Annotated in this window: 28 protein-coding genes; 19 read left to right on the top strand and 9 right to left on the bottom strand. The window is 71.2% G+C overall.

Annotated elements, in window-relative coordinates; all coding sequences use genetic code 11:
- Positions 1-2: 2 nt before the first annotated feature.
- Together AB0M08_RS25900 and AB0M08_RS25895 are read right to left on the bottom strand one after the other, a co-directional pair.
- A complete protein-coding gene (locus AB0M08_RS25900) occupies positions 3-2504 on the bottom strand; it encodes a DUF3516 domain-containing protein (protein ID WP_364498143.1) in 2502 nt (833 codons plus the stop codon).
- 188 nt (positions 2505-2692) lie between these two features.
- A complete protein-coding gene (locus tag AB0M08_RS25895; protein WP_364498141.1) occupies positions 2693-3070 on the bottom strand; it encodes a BlaI/MecI/CopY family transcriptional regulator in 378 nt (125 codons plus the stop codon).
- Between the two features lie 21 nt (positions 3071-3091).
- Between AB0M08_RS25895 and AB0M08_RS25890 the strand changes: the two genes are divergently transcribed.
- From AB0M08_RS25890 to AB0M08_RS25880, 3 genes are all read left to right on the top strand, one after another.
- Entirely contained in the window at positions 3092-3985 is an 894-nt protein-coding gene (locus AB0M08_RS25890) for a M48 family metalloprotease (protein WP_364498138.1), read from the top strand.
- A gap of 124 nt (positions 3986-4109) precedes the next feature.
- The gene (locus AB0M08_RS25885; protein ID WP_364498136.1) at positions 4110-4805 is read left to right on the top strand and encodes a hypothetical protein; all 696 of its coding nucleotides are present in this window, start codon (positions 4110-4112) and stop codon (positions 4803-4805) included.
- A gap of 74 nt (positions 4806-4879) precedes the next feature.
- Positions 4880-5752: a virginiamycin B lyase gene (locus AB0M08_RS25880; protein ID WP_364498134.1), complete on the top strand. Its 873-nt coding sequence runs from the start codon at positions 4880-4882 to the stop codon at positions 5750-5752.
- A gap of 377 nt (positions 5753-6129) precedes the next feature.
- Here the strand turns inward: AB0M08_RS25880 and AB0M08_RS25875 are convergent, their stop codons facing one another.
- Entirely contained in the window at positions 6130-6435 is a 306-nt protein-coding gene (locus tag AB0M08_RS25875; protein ID WP_364498132.1) for a hypothetical protein, read from the bottom strand.
- 877 nt (positions 6436-7312) lie between these two features.
- Between AB0M08_RS25875 and AB0M08_RS25870 the strand changes: the two genes are divergently transcribed.
- Positions 7313-7654 carry a DUF6204 family protein gene (locus tag AB0M08_RS25870; RefSeq protein WP_364498130.1) on the top strand — a complete coding sequence of 114 codons (342 nt, stop codon included), beginning with the start codon at positions 7313-7315 and terminating at the stop codon, positions 7652-7654.
- A gap of 47 nt (positions 7655-7701) precedes the next feature.
- On the opposite strand, the gene AB0M08_RS25865 is transcribed toward AB0M08_RS25870, so the two are convergent.
- Positions 7702-8157: a GNAT family N-acetyltransferase gene (locus AB0M08_RS25865; RefSeq protein WP_364498128.1), complete on the bottom strand. Its 456-nt coding sequence runs from the start codon at positions 8155-8157 to the stop codon at positions 7702-7704.
- Positions 8158-8254: 97 nt separating this feature from the next.
- On the opposite strand from AB0M08_RS25865, the gene AB0M08_RS25860 reads away from it, so the two are divergent.
- The 7 genes from AB0M08_RS25860 to AB0M08_RS25830 all read left to right on the top strand — a co-directional run bounded on the left by AB0M08_RS25860 (position 8255) and on the right by AB0M08_RS25830 (position 13936).
- The gene (locus AB0M08_RS25860) at positions 8255-9181 is read left to right on the top strand and encodes an ABC transporter ATP-binding protein (RefSeq protein ID WP_364498125.1); all 927 of its coding nucleotides are present in this window, start codon (positions 8255-8257) and stop codon (positions 9179-9181) included.
- Positions 9178-9957 carry an ABC transporter permease gene (locus tag AB0M08_RS25855; RefSeq protein ID WP_364498123.1) on the top strand — a complete coding sequence of 260 codons (780 nt, stop codon included), beginning with the start codon at positions 9178-9180 and terminating at the stop codon, positions 9955-9957. The genes AB0M08_RS25860 and AB0M08_RS25855 overlap by 4 nt, the downstream gene beginning before the upstream one ends.
- Positions 9958-9978: 21 nt before the next feature.
- The gene (locus AB0M08_RS25850) at positions 9979-11091 is read left to right on the top strand and encodes a histidine kinase (protein WP_364498120.1); all 1113 of its coding nucleotides are present in this window, start codon (positions 9979-9981) and stop codon (positions 11089-11091) included.
- Entirely contained in the window at positions 11088-11699 is a 612-nt protein-coding gene (locus tag AB0M08_RS25845; protein WP_364498118.1) for a response regulator transcription factor, read from the top strand. The genes AB0M08_RS25850 and AB0M08_RS25845 overlap by 4 nt, the downstream gene beginning before the upstream one ends.
- 467 nt (positions 11700-12166) lie before the next feature.
- Positions 12167-12970, top strand: a complete 804-nt coding sequence (locus AB0M08_RS25840; protein WP_364498115.1) for a sigma-70 family RNA polymerase sigma factor — start codon at positions 12167-12169, stop codon at positions 12968-12970.
- Between the two features lie 553 nt (positions 12971-13523).
- A complete protein-coding gene (locus tag AB0M08_RS25835; protein WP_364498113.1) occupies positions 13524-13721 on the top strand; it encodes a hypothetical protein in 198 nt (65 codons plus the stop codon).
- On the top strand, positions 13712-13936 hold the full coding sequence (locus tag AB0M08_RS25830; RefSeq protein ID WP_364498110.1) for a hypothetical protein: 225 nt from the start codon (positions 13712-13714) through the stop codon (positions 13934-13936). Before AB0M08_RS25835 ends, AB0M08_RS25830 begins: the two co-directional genes overlap by 10 nt.
- A 420-nt stretch (positions 13937-14356) precedes the next feature.
- Here AB0M08_RS25830 and AB0M08_RS25825 read toward each other — a convergent pair whose 3' ends face one another.
- The gene (locus tag AB0M08_RS25825) at positions 14357-14890 is read right to left on the bottom strand and encodes a PadR family transcriptional regulator (protein ID WP_364498107.1); all 534 of its coding nucleotides are present in this window, start codon (positions 14888-14890) and stop codon (positions 14357-14359) included.
- A 38-nt stretch (positions 14891-14928) separates the two neighbouring features.
- On the opposite strand from AB0M08_RS25825, the gene AB0M08_RS25820 reads away from it, so the two are divergent.
- The 6 genes from AB0M08_RS25820 (at position 14929) to AB0M08_RS25795 (ending at position 21930) form a co-directional block, all read left to right on the top strand.
- Positions 14929-16467 carry an FAD-dependent monooxygenase gene (locus tag AB0M08_RS25820; RefSeq protein ID WP_364498104.1) on the top strand — a complete coding sequence of 513 codons (1539 nt, stop codon included), beginning with the start codon at positions 14929-14931 and terminating at the stop codon, positions 16465-16467.
- Positions 16468-16704: 237 nt separating this feature from the next.
- On the top strand, positions 16705-17946 hold the full coding sequence (locus AB0M08_RS25815) for a PLP-dependent aminotransferase family protein (RefSeq protein WP_364498101.1): 1242 nt from the start codon (positions 16705-16707) through the stop codon (positions 17944-17946).
- 139 nt (positions 17947-18085) lie between these two features.
- Positions 18086-19684: an ABC-F family ATP-binding cassette domain-containing protein gene (locus AB0M08_RS25810; RefSeq protein ID WP_364498098.1), complete on the top strand. Its 1599-nt coding sequence runs from the start codon at positions 18086-18088 to the stop codon at positions 19682-19684.
- A gap of 12 nt (positions 19685-19696) precedes the next feature.
- On the top strand, positions 19697-20566 hold the full coding sequence (locus AB0M08_RS25805) for a tyrosine-type recombinase/integrase (protein WP_364498095.1): 870 nt from the start codon (positions 19697-19699) through the stop codon (positions 20564-20566).
- Positions 20567-20603: 37 nt separating this feature from the next.
- Positions 20604-21440, top strand: coding sequence for an undecaprenyl-diphosphate phosphatase (locus tag AB0M08_RS25800; protein WP_364498092.1), 837 nt, complete (start codon positions 20604-20606; stop codon positions 21438-21440).
- Positions 21441-21480: 40 nt separating this feature from the next.
- Complete coding sequence (locus AB0M08_RS25795; RefSeq protein WP_364498089.1) at positions 21481-21930, top strand: hypothetical protein; 450 nt, start codon at positions 21481-21483, stop codon at positions 21928-21930.
- Positions 21931-21960: 30 nt separating this feature from the next.
- On the opposite strand, the gene AB0M08_RS25790 is transcribed toward AB0M08_RS25795, so the two are convergent.
- On the bottom strand, positions 21961-22734 hold the full coding sequence (locus tag AB0M08_RS25790; RefSeq protein ID WP_364498086.1) for an aminoglycoside phosphotransferase family protein: 774 nt from the start codon (positions 22732-22734) through the stop codon (positions 21961-21963).
- A 142-nt stretch (positions 22735-22876) separates the two neighbouring features.
- Here AB0M08_RS25790 and AB0M08_RS25785 point away from each other — a divergent pair, with 142 nt between their 5' ends.
- Complete coding sequence (locus AB0M08_RS25785) at positions 22877-23107, top strand: hypothetical protein (RefSeq protein ID WP_364498084.1); 231 nt, start codon at positions 22877-22879, stop codon at positions 23105-23107.
- Positions 23108-23223: 116 nt separating this feature from the next.
- On the opposite strand, the gene AB0M08_RS25780 is transcribed toward AB0M08_RS25785, so the two are convergent.
- A complete protein-coding gene (locus AB0M08_RS25780) occupies positions 23224-24081 on the bottom strand; it encodes a LysR family transcriptional regulator (RefSeq protein WP_364498081.1) in 858 nt (285 codons plus the stop codon).
- 68 nt (positions 24082-24149) lie between these two features.
- Here AB0M08_RS25780 and AB0M08_RS25775 point away from each other — a divergent pair, with 68 nt between their 5' ends.
- A complete protein-coding gene (locus AB0M08_RS25775) occupies positions 24150-25040 on the top strand; it encodes an EamA family transporter (RefSeq protein WP_364498079.1) in 891 nt (296 codons plus the stop codon).
- A gap of 315 nt (positions 25041-25355) precedes the next feature.
- Here AB0M08_RS25775 and AB0M08_RS25770 read toward each other — a convergent pair whose 3' ends face one another.
- On the bottom strand, positions 25356-26033 hold the full coding sequence (locus tag AB0M08_RS25770; RefSeq protein WP_364498314.1) for a Crp/Fnr family transcriptional regulator: 678 nt from the start codon (positions 26031-26033) through the stop codon (positions 25356-25358).
- A gap of 162 nt (positions 26034-26195) precedes the next feature.
- Positions 26196-26591 (bottom strand): hypothetical protein, encoded by a 396-nt coding sequence (locus tag AB0M08_RS25765; RefSeq protein ID WP_364498076.1) that lies wholly within the window; start codon positions 26589-26591, stop codon positions 26196-26198.
- Between the last annotated feature and the right edge of the window lies 1 nt (position 26592).

Here is a 26592-nt window from a genome sequence, read left to right as displayed (position 1 = left end):
ACTCAGATGGCGGAATCGGAAAGCGGGCCCACATTCAGGACGGTGATCGCGGCGGTGCCCGCCTCGTCGGACGCGGCCAGGTCGACGGTCGCCTCGATGCCCCAGTCGTGGTCCTCGTTCGGGTCCTCGAAGACCTGGCGTACGGTCCAGACCGTCTGGCCCGCGTCGATCTGCAGGAAGGCGGGACCGCGCGCCGCCGGGCCGGTGCCGAGCGTCTCGTACTCGTCGAAGTAGTCGTCGATCGCGTCCTGCCAGCGCTCCGCGGTCCAGCCGTTCTCGCCGTCCAGTTCGCCGAGCTCGTCATAGCGGCCCAGCGCGGCCAGCTCGACCCGGCGGAACATCGCGTTGCGGACCAGCACCCGGAAGGCCCGCAGGTTCCGGGTGACCGCCGGCGGCTTGTCGTCGATCCGCACCTCGGCCGGATCGGCACCGGGGTTGCGCAGCCGCTCCCACTCGTCGAGCAGGCTGGAGTCGACCTGGCGGACCAGCTCGCCGAGCCATTCGATCAGGTCGGTGAGCTCCTCGGTCCGGGCGTCCTCGGGCACGGTCTGCCGCAGCGCCCGGTACGCGTCCGCGAGGTAGCGCAGGACCAGGCCCTCGGAGCGGGAGAGGCCGTAGAAGGAGACGTACTCGGTGAAGGTCATCGCCCGCTCGTACATGTCGCGGACGACGGCCTTGGGCTTGAGCTCGTAGTCGGCGACCCACGGGTGGCCCTGCCGGTACGTCTCGTACGCCGCGTCCAGCAGCTCCTTGAGCGGCTGCGGCCAGGTGACGTTCTCCAGCAGCTCCATCCGCTGGTCGTACTCGATGCCCTCGGCCTTCATCGCGTTGACGGCCTCGCCGCGGGCCTTCTGCCGCTGCGCCGACAGCACCTGCCGCGGGTCCTCCAGCGTGGACTCGATCACCGAGACGACGTCGAGAGGATACTCCGGCGTCTCCTTGTCGAGCAGTTCGAGCGAGGCCAGCGCGAAGGGTGACAGCGCCTGATTCAGCGCGAAGTCGAGCTGCAGATCCTCGACAAGGCGATAGACCCCTTCCCGGGTACGCTCGATGACGCCCCCGGCGAGCAGCGCCCGCGCGATCGCGATCGCCCGGCGGATGTGGCGGCGCTGGGCGGCGGGCTCCTCGTGGTTGTCGGTGAGCAGGTGGCGCATCGCCGCGAACGGGTCGCCACCGCGAGCCAGCACGTTGAGCAGCATCGCGTGGGTGACCTGGAACGACGAGGTCAACGGTTCCGGTTCGGCCTCGACGAGCCGGTCGTAGGTCGGCCGGCCCCACCCGATCTGACCCTCCGGGGGCTTCTTGCGGACGACCTTGCGCCGCTTCTTCGGGTCGTCGCCCGCCTTCGCCAGGGCTCGTTCGTTGTCGATGACGTGCTCGGGCGCCTGCACGATCACGGTGCCGATGGTGTCGAACCCGGCGCGGCCCGCCCGGCCGGCGATCTGGTGGAACTCGCGGGCCTTGAGCAGCCGGGTCTTCACGCCGTCGTACTTGGACAGACCGGTGAAGAGCACGGTGCGGATCGGCACGTTGATGCCGACGCCGAGGGTGTCCGTGCCACAGATGACCTTGAGGAGACCGGCCTGGGCGAGCGTCTCCACGAGCCGGCGGTACTTCGGCAGCATGCCCGCGTGGTGCACGCCGATGCCGTGCCGGACCAGCCGGGAGAGCGTACGCCCGAACCCCGCGGTGAACCGGAAGTTCCCCAGCGCCGCCGCGATCTTGTCCTTCTCCTCGCGGGTGCACATGTTGATGCTCATCAGCGACTGGGCCCGTTCCAGGGCGGCCGCCTGGGTGAAGTGCACGATGTACACGGGGGCCTGCCGGGTGTTCAGCAGCTCCTCGATCGTCTCGTGCAGGGGCGTCATCGCGTACTCGAAGAGCAGCGGGACCGGGCGCTCGGCGTTGCTGACCACGGAGGTCTCCCGGCCGGTGCGCCGGGAGAGGTCGTCGACGAAGCGCGTGGTGTCGCCGAGTGTGGCGGACATCAGCAGGAACTGCGCCTGCGGCAGCTCGATCAGCGGCACCTGCCACGCCCAGCCGCGGTCCGGCTCGGCGTAGAAGTGGAACTCGTCCATGACGACCTGGCCGACGTCGGCGTCCCGGCCCTCGCGCAGCGCCAGGTTCGCCAGGATCTCGGCGGTGCAGCAGATGATCGGCGCGTCCGGGTTGACGCTGGCGTCGCCGGTCAGCATGCCGACGTTGTGCGCGCCGAAGGTGGCGCAGAGGGCGAAGAACTTCTCGCTGACCAGGGCCTTGATCGGCGCGGTGTAGAAGGTGGTCCGCTCCGAGGCGAGCGCCGCGAAGTGCGCGCCGACCGCGACCAGGCTCTTACCCGACCCGGTCGGGGTGTTGAGGATGACGTTCGAGCCCATCGCGATCTCGAGCAGCGCCTCCTCCTGATGCGGGTAGAGCGTCAGGCCCTGCTCCGTCACCCAGCCCTGGAAGGCATCGAAGACGGCGTCGGGTTCGGAGGTGCCGGGGAGGCGATCGGTCAAAGTCATGATCCCGCAAGTCTGTCAGCTCGGCCCGAAGACGGCGAACAGGGTACCGGCGATCCCGCCGGTCAGCGTGACGACTCCGGCCACGACGGCGATGGTCGCGATGATCCTGGTGCTCATCCCGGCAACCCTGCCGCGTCCCGGTTGCGGTCCGGGGTGCCGACGGGTTGCATCGACGAGGTTAGGGTAGCCTAAGCTTCATCCTCGTGAAGCAGCGTACGCAGGAGTTCCTCGTCCTTCGGGTTCAGGTTGCTCACGAACCGGCGCAGGACCGAGGCCCGGTCCGCCTCCACCTCGAGCAGCCGGTGCATCCGGTCGGCCACCAGTCCGGCCGGGCCGGCCGGCGCGCCGTACCGGAATGCCCGCCCGTCCCGGTGTCGCACGGCCGAGCCTTTCTCGTACAGTCTGGTCAAGGTGGTGACTACCGTGCTGTATGAGAGCTCTCCGGAGGGATCAAGCAGCTCGCGGACCTCTCCCGGGGTCAGCGGGCGGCCCGACTCCCCGAGGACCGTCATGACTTCCTTCTCCAGCTGGCCGGGTCGGCGGCGGCCGGGCGGCTGTGTGTTCACGCTCAGACCTTAAGGCAAAAAATGTTCGACCATTTCCTCTGGTCCGTGATCGTCGTCCCGCCCCTGGTGGTGCTGGCCGTCCGGCTCGTCGCCGACCGCCTGCCCCCGGCCCGCGCCGCCGTGGTGATCGCCTGGTCGGCAGCCACGGTCGCCATCACCAGCACCGTCAACCTCTTCCTGCTCGCCGCGCACGCGCTCGCCCAGGTCCCGGCCGTCGGCCACCTCTTCGGCTGGTCCGCCTCGGTGGTCGCCGCCGACACCGCCGGCGTCGAGTGGGTGCCATGGCTCAGCCTGGCCTTCTTCGGGTACGCCGTGGTCTCGGTGGCGTGGCGCTGGCGCCGGCAGAACGAGATCCTCGCCCTGGTCCCGGACTCCGGCCCCGGCGGCGTGGTGCTGCTCGCCGACCCGGCCGCGCGGGCGTTCGCCGTCCCCGGCGACCCCGGCCACGTGGTGGTCACCACGGGCATGCGCGAGCTGCTCACCGACGACCAGTACGCCGCCCTGCTGGCCCACGAGAACGCCCACCTCGACGAGCGTCACCACCGGCTGGCCCGCGTCGCCGAACTCGCCGTCGCCGCCCACCCGGCCCTGTGGTGGGTCGGCCGCCACGTCGACTACCTGATCGAGCGCGCCGCCGACGAGCGGGCGGCCGACGCCCTGGGCAGCCGGCGTACGGTCGCCCACGCGATCGGGGTGGCGGCGCTGGCCGGCGCCGGCGCCCGCACCCCCTCCGCGCTGCACGCCGCCGTCCCGGGCTGGGTCGTCCCGAAGCGGGTGGCCCACCTGCTCAAGCCCCGCCAGGCGGCCCCGGCCTTCCTGATCGCGCTGCCGGCCTTCGTCGCCCTGACCTCGGTGATCTGGACGGGCGAGGCCACCCTGGACCTGGTCGAGCTCCTCCAGTCCGCCTGGAACTGATCCTCCGGTCCCGCACCACGGCGATGTCGGTGATCCGACCCGGCGCAGAGATCGATCTGGGTGATCATGGACCGTCCTCTGAGGATATTCTGTGAATGTGAATACGATTCGTATTTTTAGCGCGATGGGCGCCGGACTGCTCACCGTCACCCTCGCCGGATGCTCGACCGGGACCGGGACCGGGAGCACGGCCACGGACGGGCCGGCCTCGGCACCGGCGACCGCGTCGGCCGACCCGGGAACGACCGCGGACGGGGGCAGCGGGATCCCCGGGCTCAGCGGGATCCCGGCCGAGGCCCTGCTGCAGCCGGACGACGTGCGCGGCGCCACCGCCGAGCCGCTGGAGCAGGGCGAGTTCGCACACGTACGGCCACTGCGCCCGTGCGGCACCGCGAAGTACCCCAGCGACGGCACCCGCACCGACGCGGTGGCGATGCGGTACACCGTTCCCGGCAGTGAGCAGGGCAGCACCCCGTCGACGGTGGTGGAGTTCGTCGGCAGACATCAGGCCGGCGGGGCCGCCGCCCAGTTCACCGAGATCGGTGCGGCCCTCACGAAGTGCCCGGGCGGGCTGGGCGAGGACCAGAAGAGGTGGACGATCGTCGAATCCGGCGACCACTCGGTGCTGGTGAAGATCGAGCAGAGGTTCAGCTACGCCGAGGAGGCCCCGGCCACGGTCGCCCACTACGCGGCCCTGTCGAGGGTGAACGACGCGGTGGTCGTCGTCGCCGACCTGGGCTGGGAGAACATGGACGGCTCGGAGAAGCTGGTCCGCGACCTGATCGTCACGGCGGAGCAGCGGGCGGCCGTCATCAAGTGACCTGACGACGACGGGGTGGCGGCAGGGCCGCGGTCGGGGTGGCGAACAGGCCGCGGCGGGGTGAAAATCGTCGGGTGATCGGAGAGATACGGGTGTCGGATCGGGGCGCGGGGCCCTACGGCATCACCGCCGGTCCGGACGGTGCGCTGTGGTTGTCGCTGGTTCACGGTGGGCGGATCGCCCGCCTGACGCCGTCCGGTGACGTCACCGTTCACCCGCTGGACTCGCCGGACTGCGGACCCTCCGTGATCACGCCGGGCCCGGACGGGGCACTGTGGTTCACCCGGAACCGCGACCATCGCATCGGCCGGATCACGGTCGACGGCGCCGCCTCGTCCTTCGCCACACCGACGCCGGGGAGCGGGCCGTTCGGGATCGCGCCCGGCGCCGACGGCGCCCTGTGGTTCACCGAGATGACCGCCGACGCCATCGGCCGGATCGCCACCGACGGGTCGATCGAGGAGTTCCCGCTACCGGTCCGGGGCGCCTTCCCCTCCATGATCACTCTCGGTCCGGACCGGGCGATGTGGTTCACCGCGAATCAGGCTGACGCGATCGGCCGGATCAGCCCCGAGGGCATCGTGACGCTTCACCCCCTGCCCACCGCCAAGGCCGGACCGGTCGGGATCACCGCCAGCGGGGACGCCCTCTGGTTCGTCGAGATCAGCGCCGGCCAGATCGGCCGGATCACCCCCGACGGCGAGATCCACGAGTTCCCGCTCCCCGATCGCGGGGCGCGACCACACGCGATCGTCGCCGCCCCACCCGGCGGCTGCTGGTTCACCGAATGGGCCACCAACCGTATCGCGCACATCACCCCGGACGGCGAGTTCACCCACCACGACCTGCCCTCACCCGCCAGCGAGCCCCACGGCATCACCATCGCCCCGAACGGCGTCGTCTGGACAGCCCTGGAGATCGGCACAGTAGCTCACCTTCACCCATGACCTGCCCGGCGCCTCGGTCCGCGCCGAACACCCCATCCCCGTCGCCCCACCCTGGCCGTCGCCGCTGCCGTCGCCCGACCCTGGCCGTCGCCGCTGCCGTCGCTCCACCCTGGCCGTCGCCCTACCCTGGCCGTCGCCCCACCCCATCGCCGTCGCTCCACCCCACCCCCGCCGTTGCCGTTGCTCACCGGCCGACCCGAGCTGGCACGTAGGCACGGATCCCGGCACCAGGTGGCGAGGGTCCCGCGGGTTGTCGCTCACGTGCGTAACCACCCCGTCCGCCTCGGCCTTGCGGCGGGCCTGGTTGTTCGCCATCGAGGGCGGATAAGCCGACCACCCTTCGCCAGCCACTGCTCATCATGTCGGACGTCGTCGTGTTAGCCGACGCATTCATTTGACGGGCCAGAGTTGCGAATTAATTGCATGCCCAATGGTCCGGAATTTTCACCAACGGAAATTCGGGGATGATCGACAATTGGCGGATCTGATGCGGGTCGCGGGAGAATTTCGGCATGCGACAGCTTCAGTTTTTCTCCCCGGCTCAGGTGGCCGTCATGCGAGACCGCACGAAGCGTCGCAACTATTCGCCCGAGGCGGAGGAATTCCGTCGTGAGCACGCGCGGCACCGCTCGTGGGGATTGACACAACGGCACGCCCGGAAGCTGCAGCGCCTTCACGGCCATGTCCCTGACGATGCGGAGCTGATCGCGGCATGGCAGGAGCGCACCGCCGCGGCTTCCACGCCTGAAGCACCTGAGGCACCTGAGACGCCTGAGGCACCTGAGACGCCTGAGGTGTCCGGGGTGTCCGGGGTGTCTGGGGTGTCTGGGGCATCCGGGGCGTCTGAGCTGGTCCTACCCACACCTGGGATGGCGAAAAGCCGAGCAGTGGGACCCCAGCCTGCCGATGACGGACCTGCCGACCACGCGCCAGCGCCGTGCGACCCCGCCGAGCCCGAGCGGAGGGAGCCCGAATCGGCCGAGGGCGGCCCCGTCGCCCCACAGGATTCTGCGGTCGACGAGGTGGCCGAGGTAGCCGAGCGCGAAACCGGCGCCTGCGACGACGTTTTGTTTCCGGACGGAAATCAGGAGTTGCGCGCAACGGGATATGGCAAAGCGCACGGAGGAAATTGCCGAAAGGCGCGAAGAGCGCACCGAAAGTGCCCCAGCGGCGGCGACTATAACCGTGGCGTAGCCATCTGTAATTCGCGTACTCATGCGGATATGGAGGCGTCCCGGATCAGAGGTTCCCCGCACCGGGTTGGCGACCGCGTCGTGCAGGTATCCAGTGTGGTGCAGGTATCCAGTGTGGTGCAGGTAGTCAGTGCGGTGCAGGTATCCAGTCTGGGCTGGCGCCCGCGCACGGAACCCGGACGCCTTGGCGAGCACGGACGCCGGCCGAGCGCCGGGCCTGCGCGAGCCGGACCGAGCTGGCGGTCAGGGGCGGCGGGCCGGGGCCGGGCCGAGTGGGAGGGTGGGTTGCCTGGCGGAGGGCGTACGGGGAGAGGAAGCGGAAGGAAAACGGTGTGCGGGAGCGGGGGCGGTTTTGAATACTGGCCGGATGAGTGAGAGCCGGATGATCCGTGTGACCGTGCGGGGGGCCTTCGACGGGCTGAGCGACGCGCAGCGGGCGGAGTTGATCGCTGATGGTGGGGATGACCTGATGGCGGTGGAGTACACGGAGGCCGGGCATCTCAGCTATGACCTGGCGGCGCGGCCGTTCTTCACGTTCCGGTTCGGGGAGGAGGTGACCGATGAGCGGGAGATTCCGGATGTCACGGCACGTGCCGAACTCAAGGCCGAGACGTGGATGACGGAGCGGGGGTACGGCTTCAAGAAGCTGACCTCGCAGACCGTGGACATGTCGGAGGTGCCGCTCGGCAAGCGTGGGCGCAGGCTCTAGCGCGGTGCAGGCTCTAGCGCGGTGCAGGCTCTAACGTGGTGCAGGCTCTAGCGAGGGCGCTCCCGGACGTGGCGGTGGTGACCGTCGGGGTCGGAGACCAGGGGGTATCCGGCGCGGCGGGCCACGCCGCAGGAGGCCTCGTTGCCCGCGCGGTGGAGCAGGGCCAGGCTCTCCATGCCGAAGCGGGTGAATGCCCAGGTGGTGAGCTTCGCCAGTGCGCGGGAGGCGACGCCCTGACCGCGAGCGGGTGCGGCGGTCCAGTAGGCGACCTCGGCGGCCGGGAGCTTCAGCGCGACGTTGGCGATCGCGTGGCCGTCGCGGATCACCGCGAAGCTGTACCGCGTGCCGGCGGCCCGGTTCGCGTGCTGGGTCGCGATCCAGGCCAGGGCCGTCTCCTCGGTGGCGGCGGGCAGGCGGGTCCAGCTCAGCACGTCGGGGTCGGTGAGCGCGGCGGCGAGGTCGGTCGCGTCGGTGTCCGCCCACGGCCGGAGCAGCAGACTCATGATTCGACTCTACGACGATCGATGCCTGACGGATGTCATGGCGCGGAGATGACGCCCGGCTCATGGTCCGGCAACCCTCGGTTGCGAGGATTCTTTCATGACGCTAACCGCTTCACCCGATCTCACGGCCACTGGCACGGGGCAACTGGCCGTGAACCTGGACGGCGTGGTCAAGAGGTTCGGCACGGTCACCGCCGTGGACGGCCTCGACCTGCGCATCCGCCCCGGAGAGGTGGTAGCCCTGCTGGGGCCGAACGGCGCCGGCAAGACGACCACGGTCGACATGGTCCTCGGCCTGTCCAAGCCCAGCTCGGGCTCGGTGCAGGTCTACGGACGGCCGCCGCAGGAGGCGGTGGCGCTCGGCCTGGTATCGGCGGTCATGCAGACCGGGGGGCTGCTCAAGGACTACACGGTCGAGGAGACCGCCCGGCTGACCGCGGTGCTGTTCGGCCGCCCGCGATCGGTGGTCAAGGAGGTACTGGAACGCGCCGGGATCGCCGACATCGGGGACCGGCTGGTCGGCAAGTGCTCGGGCGGGCAGCAGCAGCGGCTGCGGTTCGCGATGGCGTTGCTGCCCGACCCGGAGCTGCTGATCCTGGACGAGCCGACCACCGGCATGGACGTCGGTGGGCGGCGCGAGTTCTGGGAGGCGATCCGCCAGGACGCGGAGCGTGGCCGTACGGTCATCTTCGCCACGCACTACCTGGAGGAGGCCGACGCCTACGCCGACCGGGTGGTGCTGGTCCGCCGCGGCCGGATCGTCGCGGACGGCACGGCAGCCGAGGTCAAGGCCCTGGCCGCCGGGCGTACGGTCCGCGCCACCCTGCCCGGCGCCGACCTCGACGCACTGAACCGGATCGAGGGCGTGGAGTCCGCCGAGGTCCGCGGCGACAGTGTGTACCTGCACGGCCGTGACTCCGACGCGATCGCCCGTCACCTGCTCACCCGGACCGACGCCCGGGACCTCGAGATCACCTCCCGGAACCTCGAAGACGCCTTCCTCACCCTTACGGCGGACGCATGACCACCCTCGCGCACGACAGGACCCTGCCCAAGTTCGGCGGTTTCAGCGCGGGGATGCTCGCGCTCGAGCTCCGGCGGCTGATGCGCAACAAGCGCACGGTGATCTTCACGCTGATCATGCCGGCCGCCCTCTTCCTGCTCTTCGGATCGAGCGGCGACTACAAGACCCAGCGGATCGGTGACGGCAACGTGACCGGCTACATCATGGTCAGCATGGCCGTGTACGGCGCGATGCTCGCCACCACCTCGGGCGGCGCGATGGTCTCCATCGAGCGGGCCGCGGGCTGGAGTCGTCAGCTCCGGTTGACGCCGCTCAAGCCGATCGCGTACATCGCCGTCAAACTGATCGTGGCGATGCTGATCGGCGCGGTGAGCGTGGCCGTGGCGTTCGTGGTCGGCGCGATCAGCGGTGCCGAACTGCCGGCCCACGCGTGGATCGGCTGTGCCGTGCTGGCCTGGGTCTGCGCCCTGGTGTTCGCCGCGTTCGGCCTGTTCATGGGCTACCTGCTGCCGAGCGAGAACGTCATGCAGATCCTCGGTCCGGTGCTGGGCATCCTCTCCTTCGCCGGTGGCCTCTTCGTCCCGGTCGACCAGCTCGGCCACACCTTCGCCACGATCGCCAAGTTCACCCCGGTGTACGGCGTCGGCGAGATCGCCCGGTACCCGCTCACCCAGGACGGCGACCTGGCCCTCGCGATCCTCAACGTGGTCGTCTGGACCGCGCTCTTCTCGGCCGGCGCGATGTGGCGCTTCCGCCGGGACACGGCGCGCGTCTAGCCGGTAGGTACCGTGTCCGACATGGTGACCCTCGCAGTGCCCGGCCGTGGTTTCCGCCACGGCTGGGTATTCGGCGCGGTCTGGCTCTTCTACCTCGGCGAGAACCTCGAGGCGATCCTGCGGCATCCGGCCGGGCCGTGGCGCGACATCGGGCTCGCGGCTCTGGTCGGATTCGTCGCGGTGTACCTGGCGACGACCGGGTCGATGCGGCAGATGCGACTCGTCGGGCCGACCCGGCAGAGCCTGATCCGCGTCTGGATCGGCATCTTCCTCATGCTCCTCCTCGGCGCGCTGCAGTACCCCGCCGCCGGGCAGCACATGCTCACCTGCGGCGTGTACATCGGCGCCACCGCGATGATCGGGTTGCCGATCCGCCAGGGCACGATCGTCGCCGCGGTGATGGCCGCCTCGATCGAGCTCGCCGTACGCTTCGTCCCCGGCTGGCACGCCAGCGGCCACGGGTACGCGCTCGCGGTCGTCCTGGCCGGCGTCGCCACCTGGGGCATCCGGCTCGCCTTCGACCGACAGGGCCGTCTGGTCCGGGCGCAGCACGAGCTGGCCGAACTCGCGGTCGCCGACGAGCGGGCCAGGATCGCCGCCGACCTGCACGACATCCTCGGCCATTCGCTGACCGTGGTCGCGGTCAAGGCGGAGCTGGCCCAGCGCCTCCTCGACGTGGACGTGGAGCGTACCCGTACCGAATTGAATGATCTTGAAAAGCTCGCCCGGGATGCGCTCGCCGACGTCCGCGCCACCGCGCTCGGCATGCGCGGCATCTCGCTGCCCGGCGAGATCGCCGCGGCCCGGGCCGCCCTCGCGGCCGCCAACGTCCGGGCCGACCTGCCCGGCGCCGCCGACGACATCCCGACCCGCAACCGGGAGCTCTTCGCGTGGACGATCCGCGAGGCGGTCACCAACATCGTCCGGCACAGCCGGGCCCGCCACGCCGAGGTGCGCCTGCGCCCGGACAGCGTCGAGATCCTCGACGACGGGCAGGGCCCGCCGGACGACACGAACACCGGCCAGGGGCTGGCCGGACTGCGTCGCAGGGCCGATGAGCTGGGCGCGCACCTGGTCGCCGGCGAGCGGGGGGATCGGCCGGGATTCCGAGTACGAGTGGAGGTCCCCTCATGATCAAAATTTTGCTCGCCGACGACCAGGCCCTGGTCCGCGGCGCGATGGCCGCCCTGCTGGACCTGGAGGCGGACATCAAGGTGGTGGCCGAGGTCGGCCGCGGCGACGAGGTGGTGGCCGCGGCGCTGGCCCACGAGGTCGACGTGGCGCTGCTCGACGTGCAGATGCCCGGCCTGGACGGGATCACCGCGGCACGTCACCTGCACGAGGCGATGCCCGGGTGCCGGGTGCTGATGGTGACCACGTTCGGCCGGGCCGGCTACCTGCGCCAGGCGATGGCCGCCGGGGCGAGCGGCTTCGTCGTCAAGGACACCCCGGCCCGGCAACTCGCCGACGCGGTCCGCCGGGTGCACCAGGGCCTGCGGGTGGTCGACCCGGCCCTCGCGGCGCAGAGCCTGGCACACGGGGACTCCCCGCTGACCGACCGCGAGTCCGACGTGCTGCGCGCCGCCCAGGACGGCGGCACGGTCGCCGACATAGCCCGTGAGCTGCGCCTTTCCGACGGTACGGTCCGCAACCACCTCTCCTCGGCGATCGGCAAGACGGGCGCACGCACCCGCGCCGAGGCGGTCCGCCTGGCAGTCGACAACGGCTGGCTGATCACCTGAGCCGGACGTGAGCCCGCACTTGGGCCCTGCGCCTGGGCCGCATGTGAGCCCGCACTTGGGCCGGGTGTGAGTCTGCGCCTGCGCCGAACGTGAGTATGCGCCTGAGCCGGACGTGAGCCCGCACTCGAGCTGCACGTCAGCTCGTACTTGAGAACAAATGCGGAGTGCAACCGAGCGGCAACCGAACGAAACCGGTTCTTGCACCCGTAGCCGCGAAAAGTCTCCCCTGCACGCCACACAGGGGGGATACCGCAATGACCGTTCAGACGACGCCCAAGTCCGTCACTCGTGAGCCCATCACCCGTGAGTCCGTCACTCGTGAGCCTGTCGCCCGTGAGTCCGCCGCCCGTGATTCGGCCACCCGCGAGTCCGCCGCCCGTGATTCGGTCGCGCGTGAGTCCGCCTCCCGTGATTCGGTCACCCGCGAGCCCGCCGCCCGTGAGTCCGTCACCCGCGAGCAGGAAGCGTTGATTCGCGACAACATGGCGCTGGTCGGGCACATGGTCCGCGAGATGCTCTTCAAGGTCCCCCCGCACGTCCACCGCGACGACCTGGCCTCCGCGGGCTACGCTGCCCTGGTCACCGCCGCCCAGTCCTTCGACGACTCGCGCGGCATCCCGTTCGGCCGTTTCGCCGCCGTCCGCGTCCGCGGCGCCCTCCTCGACGAGCTGCGCAGCATGGACTGGGCGAGCCGCTCGGTCCGCGCCCGCGCCCGCCGAGCCGAGGTGGCCCGCGAGGAGCTGACCGCCCAGCTCGGCCGCACCCCCACGGTCGAGGAGTTGGCCGAACTGCTCGGCGTCGCGGTCGGCGAGCTGAGCAACGTCGACGACGACGTCCAGCGCGCCGCCGTACTCTCCCTGCAGGGCTTCACCGCCGGCGCCGCCGAGGACATGGTCACCGAGACCGCGATGAACCCCGAGGAGATGCTCCTGCACCGCGAGCGCCTGGGCTACCTCCACGACGCGGTCACCGTCCTGCCCGAGCGCCTCCGCTACGTCGTCGAAGCCTCCTTCCTGCAGGAACGCCCCCTCTCCGAGGTCGCCGCCTCCCTCGGCGTGACCGAGTCCCGCGTCTCCCAGCTGCGCACCGAGGCCCTGGCCCTACTCCGCGACGGCTTGATCACCCACATGGACCAGACCGGCGCCCCCGACCCGAAGGACGGCTGCGTGGCCCGCCGCCGCGCCGCCTACACGGCGCAGATCGCCGCCCGCTCCACGATGGCCTCCCGTTTGGCCGCCACCGACGCCCACGGCATGCGCCTGGCCGCTTGACCAAACCCGGCACGGACCAGAACAAGCCGGCACAACTGGCATGACGCCTTGCGGAACCTTGCCCGAACCGGCGTATTTCAGGGAATCCCGGGACAGGCCTGCTGAGCCCACGGATTTGCCTGGCGAATATGCCGTCGTGCGAAAGTCGGGTACCGTTCGGAATGCGCCAATCGCTGCAACTTGACGATCGCTTCTCGTCGGCAAAGGAGGATCGCGCCCGCTGCGCCGGTGTAAAGGAATTCTGATTCCCGATGCCCCTGCGCCCGCATGGTTAAACGACTTGTAGATAGCTATGCGCAGGTTGCATTCGACGTCGTCGCGGTGGTCGGTTTCGCGCTCTATCGTCTCGTCGACCGCGGGGTCCCGCTGGGCGCCGGAGCCATCCTCGGCCGATTCGGGCTTGGTCGGCTCGGCTGATTCGGGCTTGGTCGGGTCGGGCGATTCGGGCTTGGTCGGCTCGGGCGCGGCGGGGTCGCACGGCGCTGGTGCGTGGTCGGCAGGTCCGTCATCGGCAGGCGGGGGTCCCACGGCTCGGCTTTTCGTCATCCCTGGTGTGGGCATAATCAGGTCGGACGCCCCGGACGCCCCGGACGCCCCGGACGCCCCGGACGCCCCGGACGCCCCGGACGCCCCGGACGCCCCGGACGCCCCGGACGCCCCGGACGCCCCGGACGCCTCAGCCGTGGAAGCCGCGGCGGTGCGCTCCTGCCATGTCGCGATCAGCTCCGCATCGTCAGGGACATGGCCGTGAAGGCGCTGCAGCTTCCGGGCGTGCCGTTGTGTCAATCCCCACGAGCGGTGCCGCGCGTGCTCACGACGGAATTCCTCCGCCTCGGGCGAATAGTTGCGACGCTTCGTGCGGTCTCGCATGACGGCCACCTGAGCCGGGGAGAAAAACTGAAGCTGTCGCATGCCGAAATTCTCCTGCGGCTCGCATCAGATCTGCCAGCAGTCGATCTTCCTTGAATTTCCGTTAGTGAAAATTCCGGACCATCGGGCGTGCAATTAGTTTGCAACTCTGGCCCGTCAAATGAATGCGTCGGCTAATGCGATGGCAAGCGACCCGAGGTGCAAATACCGTCCGCACGTGAGCGTCGGACCGAGGGGAGCCCTTGGTAGTCGGGGCCCGCTCATCCCCACGCTGGTCGAGAGGGTCGGCCCCGCGCGGAGGTGCCGGCTCGCCACCTCGGCCTGGACGCTGGCCGGTGGCCGGTGGCCGGTGGCCGGATAGGCGGCGGTGGGCGGCGGCGGTGGTGGGTGTAGGTGGGCAGCGGGTGGTGGCGGTGGTGGGTGTAGGTGGGCAGCGGGTGGTGGGGGCAAGTGGCAAGTGGGCGCTCATGGGGGTGTGGGCCGAGGTGGCCGTGAGTGCCGGCCAGGGGCGGGGGGTCACGGGGTTTCGTCGAGGCGGGTGAGGGCCCAGCGGGCCCAGGAGATGGTGGCCTCGTTCTGGTGGATGCCCAGTTCCAAGGCTAGGCGGCCATAGCGCAGACCGCCCCGAGGGTGGGTGGTGTCGGCGTCGGCGGCGGCTGCCCAGGTGCGCAGCTCGTCGAGGGAGATGAGGGCCTCGGAGAGGTGTTTCTCCAGCTGGGCGCGGGCCTCGGGTGGGTCCAGGGCGGAGATCAGCATGATGCGGAGCATGCGTTCGTCGCGGACGGCGTGGGGCTTCGGCTCGGAGAGTAGCCATGTGCGCAGGGCGGTGCGTCCGGAATCTGTCAGTGCGTACGTCCGGCGGCCACGCGGGCCCTCCTCGGCGACCTCGATCAGGCCCTCGGTGGCCAGCCGGTTCAGCTCCGGGTAGATGTGGCTCTGCTGTGCTGACCAGGCGAAACGGCGGAGCGAACGGTCGAAACGGCCGGTCAGGGTGTAACCGCTGGCCGGGCCGTCCTCCAGCAGGCCGAGCAGGGCGTAGCGCAGTGACATCGTCTGATACCTCCAATTGGACAGGTACCATTGTAGGTATGGATGTCGAGGTGCTCATCGCCGGGGCCGGGCCCACCGGTCTCGTGCTCGCCATTGACCTGCTGCGACGCGGTGTCAGCTGCCGGATCGTCGATCGCCTGCCGGAGCCCGCCGCGGGGTCCCGGGGGTTCACCCTCAAGCCGCACACGCTGGGGCTGCTCGACGGGCTCGGGGTGGCCGACCGGATCCGGGCCGCGGGCAGCTCGGACGGGCGCAGCCGGATCCACATCGGGCCCCGGAAGCTGTGCGACCTCGCGGTGCCGCCCGACCCCGATCCGGCGCGCAACGCGGTCGGTCTGCCGGAGTTCCGCACCGAGCGGATCCTCCGGGAGCGGCTGGCCGAGCTCGGTGGGCGGGTCGAGTTCGGGGCCGGGCTGGTGGATTTCAAGGATGAAACCGGCGCAAGCGGTGACGACGATGGAGACCAAGCGGTCACCGCGACACTGGCCGACGGCTCGACCTGCACCGCGCGGTTCCTGGTCGGTGCGGACGGCGGGGGCAGCACGGTCCGGGGTACGCTCGGTGTCGCGTTCGAGGGGCGTACCGACGAGGACACCCGGGCCCTGATCATGGACGTGCCGATCGCGGGGCTGGACCGCGCGGCCGGTACGCATCTGTGGTTCCTGGAGCGCGGGATGGTGGCGGCCAGGCCCATTCCGCACGACGACCACTGGCAGCTCTCGATGGGCGGCGGTCCCGCGTCCCGGGGCGGGGACGTGCAGCGGGCGCTGACCGAGGCGACCGGGCGGACCGACATCCGGGTCGGCACGCCCCGGTGGCAGTCGATCTGGCGGTACAACGTCCGGCTCGCCGCGGCGTACCGGAAGGGAAGTGTCTTTCTCTGTGGTGATGCCGCCCATGTGCACAGTCCGTTCGGCGGGCACGGGATGAACACCGGGATCCAGGACGCGATCAACCTCGGCTGGAAGCTGGAGCTCGTGCTGCGCGGGTACGCGAGCCGGGCGCTGCTGGAGACCTATGAGAGCGAGCGGCGGCCGGTCGGCGAGGCCATTCTCGCGGACAGCGACCGGCAGAAGTCTTCGCTGCTCCCGCCGCGTCTCCTGCGCCCGCTGATGCGTTTCGTGCTGCCGCGCCTGCTGACCCGCAACGCGATCCGCGACCGGGCGACATATCCGAAATATACGGGCAGCCCGCTCACCGCTACGAGCGGCGAAGTCACGCCGAGCAGCAGGGTCACGCCGAGCGGCAAGGTCGCGCCGACCGGTGAAGTCGCGCCGAGCGGCAAGCTTGTGCCGAGCGGCGAGGTCGTGCCGAGCGGTGAAATCGCGCCCGCGCTTCCCGACGCCCACGACGGCCGCCTCTTCACGGCGCTGACGTTCGGGCCGTCGGTGCCAGAGCTGGGCCCGTTGACCGATTTTACCCAGGTGATTCGATCCGACGATCTTGCTTTGGCGTACGCCGCGGCTCCCGGCGCCGTGGTCCTCATCCGCCCCGACGGCTACCTCGCCCTGACCACGAACGACCCCGCCGCGATCGAGTCCTACGCCACCGTTCTGTGCGGTCCCGGCCGACCCTAGGCGCGGCCGGATGCCGCCCGGTGGGGACGACCGAGAAAGCGGCGGGCACAGCGGGACAGTGGTTTCGAGGGCGGACCAATTCCGGGACCAATCGAGGAGGCGGGGCGGGCAGGGCCGTGCCTAGGGTGGTGGTGTCGCCTTGACCAGGTGGCGTCCCATGCTGGTGCGTCGGGGGCACGACCGTCCGAAGTGCGTGTGCAGGAATTGTGTCTGCGGTACGACGGAACGGAAACGGTCATGACCAGTCAGAGGCTTGCTCAGGTGGCCAGCTCGCCGGTGCGCGATCTCCTCGCGTTGATCGAGCGGCCGGAGGTGATCTCCTTCGCCGGTGGGCTGCCGGCGCCCGAGCTCTTCGACGTCGACGGGTGGCGGAGCGCGTTCGACGAGGTGCTCGGATCGAACCGGGCGCGGCGGGCGCTGCAGTACGCGCCGACCGAGGGGGATCAGCGGCTGCGGGAGCTGCTGGCGGTGCGCAGCTCCGGGCGCGGGCTGCCGGCGAGCGCCGGCGACCTGCTGATCACCACCGGGTCCCAGCAGGCGCTGACGCTGGTCGCGAGCGCGCTGCTGGACCCCGGGGCGGTGGTCGCGGTCGAGGAGCCGACCTACCTCGCGGCGCTGCAGTGCTTCGCGATGGCCGGAGCGCGGGTGGTCACGCTGCCCGGAGGCGACCCCCTCGCAGGGGGAGCGGCCGGGGACGACCGCGCGGCAGGGAGAGCGGCCGGGGACGACCCCGCGGCCGGGGGAGCGGCAGGGGGCGAGGCCTGGGAAACGGCCTGGGAAGAGGTGATCGCGCGGGAGCGGCCGGCGCTGATCTACCTGGTGCCGACGTTCGCGAACCCGACCGGGCGCACCATGGACGCCGGGCGGCGGGCCCGGGTCGCGGCGCTCGCCGAGCGGTACGGCACCTGGGTGGTCGAGGACGATCCCTACGGTGAGCTGCGGTATCGCGGGGAGGCCGTGGCGCCGATGGCGGCGGCGAGCGACCGGGTGATCTACCTGGGCAGCCTGTCGAAGATCGGGGCGCCGGGACTGCGGCTGGGGTGGCTGCGCGCGCCGGCCGAGCTGCGCGGCGCGCTGGTGGTCGCCAAGCAGGCCGCCGACCTGCACACCTCGACCATCGATCAGGCGGCGGCGGCGACCTATCTGGCACAGCGGGATCTCGACGCGCACGTGCGGATGCTGTGCGGCGAGTACCGGGTGCGGCGGGACACCATGCTGGCGGAGCTGGCCGGGATCCTGCCGGAGGGCAGCACCTGGACCGAGCCGGACGGCGGGATGTTCGCCTGGGTGCGGTTGCCCGGCGAGGTCGACACGGCGGATCTGCTGCGCGAGGCCCTGGAGTACGACGTGGCGTTCGTGCCGGGGGCGCCGTTCTACGCGGGCGAGCCGGACCGGGCCACCATGCGGCTCTCGTTCACCACCACCGGACCGGAAGTGATCACCGAGGGGCTGCGCCGGCTCGGGAAGGCCCTGAGCTGATCCGGTTGCGGTGCGGCCGGGTCCGGGGCATGGTTGGTCCCGGACCCGATGCCGAGCGCGAGGAGCACGAACCGCACATGTGAGAGCTATGCCGACCCCAGGAACGATGTCGGTGTCAGCGAAACGTGTGGAGGCCCCCGTGCAACATCACCTCAAAGCCGCTCATCTCGGGCAGACCTACGACGGTGAGCTGCTCTTCGGCGAGTTCGACCTGGTGCTGCGGGACGGTGACCGGATCGGGGTCGTCGGCCCCAACGGCGCCGGCAAGAGCACCCTGCTGCGCGTGCTCGCCGGAGAGCTCGCCCCGAGCCGCGGCGGTCTTTCGGTCGACGCGGGGACGCGCGTCGCGTACGTACCGCAGGAATTGCCTGATCAGACCGGAAGCGTGGCGGCCTTCCTGAGCGGTGGGCTCGGTGAGCTGGCGGAGGTGACCGCGGCCATGCGCGCGCTGGAGGCGCGGCTGGCCGCGGGCGAAGAGGTGCTGGACGGGTATGCGGCGGTGCAGGAGCGGTGGACGGCCCTCGAAGGGTGGACCGCCGAGACGCGGCTGACCGAGATTCGTCAGCGGCTGGACATCGATCATCTGCCGGACGACCTTCCGGTGCGGTCGGTGAGCGGTGGCGAGCAGGCCCGGCTGCTGCTCGCGCGTGCCCTGCTGGACGCGCCCGACCTGCTGCTCCTCGACGAGCCGACGAACCATCTGGACGCGGAGGGCACCGCGTGGCTGCGCGCGTGGCTGCGGGACTTCCCCGGCGGCGTGCTTGCGGTGAGTCACGACCGGGACTTCCTGGACGCGTTCGCGACGCGGATCATCGAGCTGGACGGCATCGACGAACGGCCGCAGGACTACCCAGGGTGTGGTTACACGGCGTACCGGGAGGAGAAGCAGCGGCGCTGGGAACGGCTGCTGCTCGACTACGAGGCGCAGGAGAAGGACCGGGTTCGCTGGGAGGCCGACATCGAGCGGACCAAGGGCTTCGCGCGCGGCGTGGAGGACACGGTGCGTTCCGGCGCAACCGCCCCTCACCTGCGGAGAGTCTCCCGGCTGGTGGCCCGCAAGGCGAAGGTCCGGGAGCGGCGTCTGCGGCGGCAGATGGCGTCCACGTCGTGGATCGCCCGGCCGCGGACCCGTCCGCCGCTGACCCTCGCCTTCCCCGGCGACGACGGCGGGAAAGGCGAGATCCTGCTTGAGGTACGCCACCTGGCTGTCACTCATGGTGAGCGTCGCCTGCTCGAGAACGTCGATCTCGACGTGGCGCGCGGTGACCGGATTCTGATCACGGGGCGTAACGGATCCGGTAAGACCACCCTGCTGCGGGCGATCGCCGAGCGTCATCCCGAGGTGGCCGTGCTGCCGCAGACCGACGACGGGCTGCGCGACGACACCACGGTGATGGGCTTCTTCCGGGGCCGGGTGCCGGTCTACGTGGACGACGCGGAGCGGCTGCTGGCCGGGCACCAGTTCGAGGCCGACCAGTGGGACGCCCGGATGCGCGAGCTCTCCGCCGGTGAGCTGCGCCGGCTGCTGCTCGCGGTGCTGGTCAACAGCCCGGCGCGGGTGCTGCTGCTGGACGAGCCGACCAACTTCCTCGACTTCGCGGCGCTCGACGTGATCGAGGAGGCGCTGCGGCGCTATCGGGGGACGCTGCTCTTCGTCAGCCACGATCGTTACTTCGCCCGTGCGATCGGCAACACCCGGCACTGGCATGTCGCAGACGGCTACGTGGCAGAAGACTGAGACGATGGGCGTATGTCGTACACCTCGTTCACCGAGGCGTGGCTGGCGCGCTTCTCCGGGCACACCCGGGAGGCGTACCGGCGGGACGTGGCCTCGTGGATGTCCTGGTGCTCCGGCCGGCGACTCGACCCGTCGGGCGCGTCGCCGGGGGACGTCAACGCGTACGCGAAGGATCTGGAGACCCGCCCGATGGCCGCCTCCACCGTGGCGCGCAAGCTCTCCGGCCTCTCCAGCTGGTATGACCACCTGGTCGAGCGGGACGTCGTGGCGGCCAACCCGGTCTCCGGTGCGGACCGGCCGTACGTCGACCGGGAGCACTCGGCGACCGTGGGCCTCAGCCCGGACGAGGTCGGCGCGCTGCTCGCCGCCGCCGAACGCCAGGACGGCCCGGCCGCCGTCCGGCACCGCGCCGTGCTGACCCTGCTGACCGACCTCGGGCTGCGCGTCGGCGAGCTGGTCGGGCTGGACCACGACGACCTGGGCTGGGAACGCGGGCGCCGGACCCTCCGGTTCGCCGGCCGGGGTGGCCGGCCGCGGTGCCGGGCGCTGACCGCCGGGGCGGGTGCCGCGCTGGACCGCTACCTCGCGGTCCGCGGCGACGGCAGGGGCCCGCTCTTCGAGACCGCGACCGGCGCCCGGCTCGACCGGCACGCGGTCTTCCGTCTGGTCCGCCGGCTGGCCGCGGAGGCGGGCATACCGGCCGCCGAGCGGCTGTCGCCGAACTCGCTGCGGCACGCCTTCGCGACCACCGCGCGTGCCGGTGGGATGCCGCTGGCGGACGTCCAGGACGCCATGGGACACGCCGATCCGCGGACCACCCGGCGCTATGAGCCCCATCCGGGACCGCCGTCGCTCCGCGTGACTCGTCCCCCTATGCTCTGACCCGGTCAGGTAGGGATCGGCAAGGGCGGGGACAGGGTTGAACATCTTCGAAGCGGTGTTGCTCGGCGCGGTTGAGGGAGTCACCGAGTTCCTGCCGGTCTCCAGCACCGGTCACCTGACGATCCTGGAGAAGCTGCTCGGCTACCGGATCGACGATCCGGACATCACCGCGTTCACCGTGATCATCCAGTCCGGCGCGGTCCTCGCCACCGTCATCTTTCTGATGAAGGACATCCTGCGGATCGTTCCGGCGTTCTTCAAGGGCCTGGTCAACAAGGAGGCCCGGCAGCACCAGGACTTCCGGTTCGGCTGGTCGGTGATCCTCGGCTCGATCCCGATCGTGATCATCGCGCTGCTCTTCAAGGACACCATCGAGACCACGCTGCGTAGTCTCTGGTTCGTCTCCGGCGCGCTGATCCTCTGGAGCGGCGTGATGGCCTTCGCCGACCACGCCGCCACCCAGGTCCGCCACGAGGAGGACGTGACGTGGAAGGACACGCTGATCATCGGCTTCGTCCAGTGCATGGCCCTGATCCCGGGCATCTCCCGCTCCGGTTCCACCATGTCGGCCGGCCTGCTGCGCGACTTCGACCGGGTCACCGTCACCAAACTGTCGTTCTTCCTCTCCATCCCGGCCCTGATGGGCGCGTCGATCCTGCAGGGCTATGAGGAGTACGACCGGATCGCGGGCGGCGTCGGCTGGACGAACACGCTGGTCGCGACCGGGGTCAGCTTCGTGGTCGCGTACTTCTCGGTGACCTGGCTGCTGAAGTTCGTGGCCAAGCACTCGTACAGCATCTTCATCTTCTACCGGCTGGTCCTCGGCGCCCTGCTCGCGCTGCTGCTGGCCACCGGCACGATCACGGCCCAGTGAGGTTCGGCTCCGCCGCTCCCGGTCCGCGCAGGAGGATCCGGTGAGGTTCGGCGCGGTCGTCGCGGTCGTGGTGATGGCCGTCGCCGTGGCGAAGGATCACCGGGCGATCGGCCTGGCCGCCGCCGCGGTGGCGCTGGTGCTGCTCGCGGTCCCGGCGGCCGAGGCGGCGCCCCGGTTCTGCCGGGAGCTGTTCGGCGGCGGGCTGCTCGCCGTGGCGCTGGCCACCCTGGTCCACCTCCGCGAGTCGCGGGAGTACTACGCGGACCTGGTCGAGGTCGTGTGCATCGGCGCGGCCGCGGTCTGCCTGATCGGTTCGGTCCTCCGGTACGCCCCGGTCCCCGCGGTGCTCGCGTCGCTGATCCTGGGCGGGTCGGCCTGGACGGCGGCGTACGGCCACGCGCTGACCGCGACGGGTCCGCTGATCGCCGCGGTGCTGGTGCTCTTCGCCCTGGTCAAGACCGACACCTACCGGTCCGTGCCGGAGGAGTAGCCGATCGGGGCGGCCGTCGTCGGGTCTGAGTCACCGCCTCCAGAAGTCCGGGGGCAGGGACTCGACCTCCGTCGCGGACTGCTCCAGGTTGGCGGCGATCGGGAGCAGGGCCGGGGCGGCGGGATGACCGGCCTCGGCCATGCCGCGGATCACCGTGGCCTGGGTGCGGGCGCGCTGCACGATCACGCCGGCGAACGCGAGACGGTCGCCCTCGTAGCCGTACGCGTCGAGCAGCAGATGCAGGCGGCGGGAGCGGTCCTCGGGCTGGTGGAAGCCGAAGTGGTGTGCCGCGCCGGGCGTGTACAGCGGCACCCAGGAGAGCGCCGGGAACGCCAGGTCGAACTCGCGCGTCGACGGGCCCGCGGTGTCCCAGTCGAAGAAGCCGCCCAGCGTGTCGCCGAACATCACGGCGTTGTACGGCGCCGCGTCCTGATGGCCGATGATCATGCCGGGCCGCATCGGGCGGCCGGCGAACCAGCGCTCGCCGTCGGGTGGCGGGAAATCGGCGGTCAGATCGTGCAGGCGGCGCAGCCACTGGCCGACCTGGATCAGCGTACGGTCGGCGAACGCCCAGCCGGGCCAGGGGACGCGGTCGCCGATCACGTCGCCGGGCAGGAAGGTCAGCATCTCGCGGCCCCGCTCGTCGAAGCCGAGCGCCCGGGGCGCACCCTCGAAGCCGGCCTCCTCCAGATAGCGCAGCAGCGCGTGCACCGTGGGAGTCCACGGTGAGGCCGGCTTGTGGACGACCTCGCCGATCCGCACCGCGCCGACGGTGTTGCCGCCCGGTAGCACCTCTTCGCTCACCGCTCGTTCATACCGTCCGGCCGCCCGGGGCGACACCGGATATTGCTCCGTACGGGCGGCATTCTCAGCCTTCCGGGCGGCTCGCCGTCACCATCGCCGGACGCGGTTCCGCGCTTGCGCCGCACTGCTACGGTCCAGCGTCATGATCGACAAGACGGCGGCACACGGCTCCAACGGCGTCGGATTCCTGCTCTCCTGGGCGGCACTCCTGCTCGCGGTGAGCGGCCTCCTGCTCTACACGCTGGTGATCGACGAGCCGTACCTGGGCTTCGACACCGACGCCGCGGTGGAGACCACGCTGGCCGTCGGCATCCCGGCGCTGTCCGGCCTCGCGATCGCGACCCTGGCTCTCCGCCGCCTCCGCCGCCGCTGACCGGTCAGCCCACGCCGGGCCCTGCCCACGCCCGCCCTGCCCACGCCGGGCTGCCCACGCCCGCCCTGCCCACGCCGGGCTGCCCGCGCCGGGCCCCGCGACCGCTTGCTGAGCGGTCAGCGGGCGGTGACCTCGCGGGCCAGCGCGACCAGCGACGGTACGGCCGGGTGGCTGAGCGGCTCCCGCCAGGCCAGGTGGACCGGGACCGGTGGGGCGCCGGTCAGCGGGATGTAGCGGACGGCGGGGTTGGCGTACATGACCACGGTGGAGACGACCGTGACGCCGATGGCGCGTCCGGCGGTGACCGCGGAGAGCCAGTCGTCGGTGTTGGTGACCTCGACCGTCCGGGTGGGAGCGGCACCCGGCGGCCAGAGGCCGAGCGTGGTGATCCCGGCGACGGTGTTCACGCAGATCGTCTCGCCGGTCAGGTCGTCCAGGGTGAGCCGATCCTTCTCGGCCAGCGGGTTGTCTGAGGGCAGCGCGGCCACCCGGGGCTCGGCCAGCAGCAGCTCGGCGCGGACCCCGGGCAGCTCGTCGACCGGGCCGCGGATCAGGGCCACGTCGACGCTGCCCTGCGCGAGCCCGGCGGTCCGGTCGTCGACCCGCAGCATCTCCAGCGGGACCGTGGGATACCGGTCCCGCCAGGTACGCAGCAGCACCGGGGTGTGCTCGCCGAGCGCGCCCCACGCGTGACCGAACCGCAGCGGCGACGTACCGGCGCGGGCCGGGTCGAGCACGTCGTCGACGGCGGCGACAGCGGCGGCGGCCCGGGACCGGTAGGCGGCCCCGGCCTCGGTGAGCCTCAGGTGGTGGGTGGAGCGGTCGACGAGGCGTACCCCCAGATGCTCCTCCAACTGGCGCAGGGTGCGGGACAGGGCGGGCTGGGTCATGTGCAGGCGCGCGGCCGCCCGGGTGATCCCGCCCTCGTCCGCGATCGCCAGGAAGGCCCGGAGATGCCGAAGCTCCACGGTCATGACTCGGCAGCATAACCGCAGGCGGATCGGCATTTCCGTGCCGAGTGTCCGGCTCCTAGTGTCGAGGTGTGCCCATCGGACTCGTCCTCTCCTCGGTGCTTTCCCTGCAGTTCGGCGGCGCCGTCGCGGCCCTGCTCTTCCCGCACGCCGGCGTCGGCGGCGTGGTCGCGCTGCGCCTGACCATCGCAGCCCTGCTGATGCTGGCCGTCTGCCGGCCCCGGTTCCGGGGGTACGGCCGTGCCGACTGGCTGCTGGTCGGCGGCTTCGGGGTGGCGCTCGCCGGTCTGAACACGCTCTTCTACCACGCGATCGACCGCATCCCGATCGGCCCGGCGGTGACCCTGGAGGTGCTCGGCCCGCTCACCCTCTCGGTGCTGACCTCCCGCCGGGCGGGCGGCTGGCTCTGGGCGGGCCTGGCGCTCTGCGGCGTGGCCCTGCTCGGCCGGGCCGGTTTCGGCCGGCTCGACCCGATCGGCGTCGCGTTCGCGCTGGCGGCCGGCGCGATGTGGGCCGCGTACATCGTCTTCAGCGCCCGGGTGGGCCGCCGCTTCCACCGGGCCGACGGCCTGACCCTCTCGATGCTGATCGCGGCCCTGCTCACGCTCCCGTTCGGTGTCCACGCGTTCACGTCGCCGTCCAACCTGGCCTGGGGCACCATGGTCGCGCTGCTCGCCTCGGTGCTGCCCTACACGCTGGAGATGCTGGCCCTGCGCCGCCTGCCCACGTCCACGTTCGCGGTGCTGATGAGCCTGGGCCCGGTCGCCGCCTCGCTGGCCGGCTTCCTCCTGCTGGACCAGCACCTCGCCGCCCTGGAGATCTTCGCCATCGCGCTGGTGGTCACCGCCAACATCGCCGCCGTCCTGACCACCACCCGTCCACCCGCGCCGCGTGTGCCCTCCCCGGCAGACCGGCGCCCCCTCTCCGGGCGCCGGTCCTCCAGGATCCGCACTGATTCGTGATTCTCGATCGCCGGGCGGGGTGCCCGGGGCGGTCCGAGTTCACGATCATGGCCGGGCGGGGGCGGCGGGAGTCCCCGATCGCTGGTCGAGTCGTTCCGGCGCCCCTCTGGCGGCTGTGCGGGTCCACGATCGCGGATCGTGGGCGCGCCGCCCCTTCTCGCGGTTGATCGTGTGCGTTCGGCGCCCCGCTCGTGTGCACGCGCCGTCCCGGGCCGGATGCCGCGGCGGTGGGTGGGTCAGGCGCGGGCTCGGCGTGGATGGCGGGTGGAGCGGTGGGCGGGCTCGGCGTGGATGGCGGGTGGAGCGGTGGGTGGGTCAGGCGCGGGCTCGGCGGGCCAGGCGTTCGATGTCGACGATGATGACGCTCTTGCCGTCGAGGCGGAGCCAGCCGCGGCCCGCGAAGTCGGCCAGAGCCTTGTTGACCGTCTCCCGGGAGGCGCCGATCAGCTGGGCCAGCTCCTCCTGGGTCAGGTCGTGCGTGACGCGCAGGACGCCGCCGTCGCGGCTGCCGAAGGGGCCGGCGAGCTGTAGCAGCTTCTTGGCGACCCGGCCCGGGACGTCGGTGAAGATCAGGTCGGCGAGCGCGTCGTTGGTGCGGCGCAGGCGCCGGGCGAGCACGTGCAGGAGCTGTTCGGCGATCTCCGGGCGGCGGTTCAGCCAGGTACGCAGCGACGGCTTCGCCAGCTTCGCGACCCGGCTGTCGACGACGGCGGTGGCGGTGGCCGTACGCGGACCGGGGTCGAAGAGGGCGAGCTCGCCGACCATGTCGCTGGGTCCCATGATCGCGATGAGGTTCTGCCGCCCGTCCGGGGCGCGGCTGCCGAGCTTGATCTTGCCGGACATGACGATGTAGAGGCTGTCGCCCTGATCGCCCTCGTGGAAGATCGCCCCGCCCTTCGGTATCTCCAGGTAATCCAGGCTGGTGGCCAGCTCCTCGGCGGCCTCGGCGTCGATACCCTGCATGATGCCGCTACGCGCGAGGACCTCTTCCACGAACGAATCCTCCTCGATCATGGTGTTTTACGGTCAGCGTCGTGCGCTGACCGGTGTGGCGCCGGTTACCCCGAAAGATACCGCGCCGCCGCCGTCACCGTGTACCGGCAGCCCGGGCCGGACTTTGACCGTTTTCGGCCAGAGCCACCGGGACGGGGCCGTTCACCACTCGCGCCACGGGTCGGTGATCGCGTACTCGTCCAGGTCACGGCGGGCGGCGAGGGTGGCCACGTCGACGCCGGCCTCCTTCAGGACGACGTACACGTACTCCGCCAGGGACTCGCGCTCACCGGTCTCGATGGCGCCGTGCTCCTCGTCGGCGTCGTTGAGCGCGGTGACCACCCGCTCGACGGCGGCCCAGACGGTGTCGTCGTCGGCGCCGGCCAGCGAGCGGGCCTCGGTCTCGTAGGCGGCGAGCGCCTCGTCGACGGCGGTGATGAAGGCGGCGGGCCAGAGCTCGGCGGCGTAGGCCTCCGACGGGTCCAGGGTGCGGGCGGCGACCGCCGCGGCCTGCTCGTCGACCTGCTTGCGCCACACCCGGCTGGGACGTTCGATCATG

Source organism: Actinoplanes sp. NPDC051851 (assembly GCF_040681165.1).
Taxonomy (GTDB): domain Bacteria; phylum Actinomycetota; class Actinomycetes; order Mycobacteriales; family Micromonosporaceae; genus Actinoplanes.
The sequence above is the reverse complement of the archived record's forward strand: the minus strand, read 5'-3'. Positions and strand labels throughout refer to the sequence as shown.